The sequence below is a fragment of the Moorena sp. SIO3B2 genome (genome assembly GCF_010692525.1).
GTDB classification, from domain to species: domain Bacteria; phylum Cyanobacteriota; class Cyanobacteriia; order Cyanobacteriales; family Coleofasciculaceae; genus Moorena; species Moorena producens.
In genome coordinates this window covers 1-1,815 of record NZ_JAAHHE010000780.1, presented here as the reverse complement: position 1 = coordinate 1,815, position 1,815 = coordinate 1, and the positions used below count along the sequence as shown (strand labels likewise).

Genomic DNA, 1,815 nt, shown 5'->3' with positions numbered 1-1,815 from the left:
AGCTGTTGAGGGATGTGGTAATCAGAGCATACCGACACTGTAAACTAATCGATTCTGTAGGATTTTCTGTAAAATTATCTGCTGCTATTGCCCAAGCTCTCGATACATCCTTGATAAAATTAGCAGTGTTCCCCTGTCTCTCACACTGCCAATACCAACCGTTATCTCCTGCTGGAGTTTCTTCTTTCAGGAGTTGATGAATGTCATTAATTTTTTTAGCTTTCTCTAGATGCCAGAATAAGTGACTATAGATGTAACCATCATCGGGTAAAGTATGCCATAATCCCTTATCGGTCTTAGTTTGATAACGTTCTAATAATTGTTGATGAGCTTCGGTAATTGATAATCCTAACTCTGATTGTACCAGACGACGGGCTAAATCATGTAACAAGTCATGGAGGCGATAGTTAGTTTCTGGTGTAGTAGATAAACCTGGTAGTAATAACGCTTTTTGTCGTAAGTATCTTAACGTATCTTTAGCTTCAACTAAATTACAGTCCCATAACGTTGTGGCCATGGTTTCAGTAATAGTAACATCCTCTGGCAGTACCCCTAACCAAGCAAAGTTTTTCAACCTCTCGTCGTCGCATAATCCCTTTAAACTGAGATTCAAGGAAGCCACTAGACTATAGTTTTTGCGCTTAGCGTCACTTGGCTCTTCCTCTGCTTTCAATCTATCCAAGGCTTCTATGCCAACAATTAAATCTTGTAACTCATCCAGTAACTCCTGCCAAGAGATGCCATCTCTAACTTGGGCAGCAGCTAATTCTAAGGCCAGGGGTAAATATCCCACAGTTTTGGCTAAGGTTTCAGCATATTCCAGGTCTTGATTAGTTAGCTGGTTGGTTACAGCAATTTTCGCCCCCCTAGCCCCCCAACTTTGGGGGGAAATTGAGTTAAAGTCCCCCGCCCCCCTAGCCCCCCAATTCTGGGGGGAAATTGAGTTAAAGTCCCCCAGAATTGGGGGATTTAGGGGGCTTGTAGCTAAAGGTAGTGAGGTCGATTCATCTGAAAACAGCTGTAAACAAGACATTAATAACTCCAAGGATTGATTGGGAGTCATCACGTCTAAATCATAGGCAATCGCACCTTCAACCTGGGCTTCTCTGGTAGTTACTAAAAGCCGACAGCCATCCCCAGCGACTCGAAAGGGTTCAACATGGTCAGGATGCCAAACATCATCCACTACTAGCAAGGCTTTTTTATCGGATAATAACGTTCTTAATTGTAAAGAAGCGCTATCAATGTTAATCGCTTTGAAGTCATAATCTCCTAATTGCTGTATCCAGCTACTTAGAAAGGATAAGATATCAGGTTGCTGACCTAAGGTTGCCCAAAAAATACCATCGGTAAAATGGGATTGAACCTCTGGATCATGGGCTAACGCAGCAGTAATGGTGGATTTTCCAATTCCTCCTAAGCCATAGATGGCACTAACTACTAAGGTGCCAGCTTTTGATGTTTCTTGGGATAAAAGGATTTGTTTTAGTCGTTGGCTAACTTCCGGGCGTTCCACATAATACAGAGGTAGTGGGGGAGCTTGATTGAATCGAGTTTGGTTATTCATATTCTCAATGTTGTAATTTTAACTAGTAGCGTAGCTTGGTGGGATTCCAATGCTTTAGTAATCTCTTGAATAATTTGCTCTAAATTAGGCAAAGCTTGAGCATCAACAGTAGTCACTAAACGCTCCATAGCTTGGGCAACTTCCGGATTTTGCTTAGCTGCTGCTTCTACTTCCAATACCACCTTGGCATAATGAAGAGATTGCTCTGGGGTTTTCTCGATCGCAGTTACTGTATCTGGAGACTGTTT

1 protein-coding gene and 1 pseudogene are annotated in these 1,815 nt (G+C 42.1%); both read right to left on the bottom strand.

Translation table 11 applies throughout. The annotated features are described in order from the left end of the window. A partial coding sequence (locus F6K38_RS40970) for an NB-ARC domain-containing protein (protein WP_287360564.1) occupies positions 1-1,567 on the bottom strand: 1,567 nt, incomplete at its 3' end. Beyond that, a pseudogene (locus tag F6K38_RS40965) lies at positions 1,564-1,815 on the bottom strand (hypothetical protein); the annotation flags it as partial. The pseudogene F6K38_RS40965 and the gene F6K38_RS40970, both read right to left, overlap by 4 nt.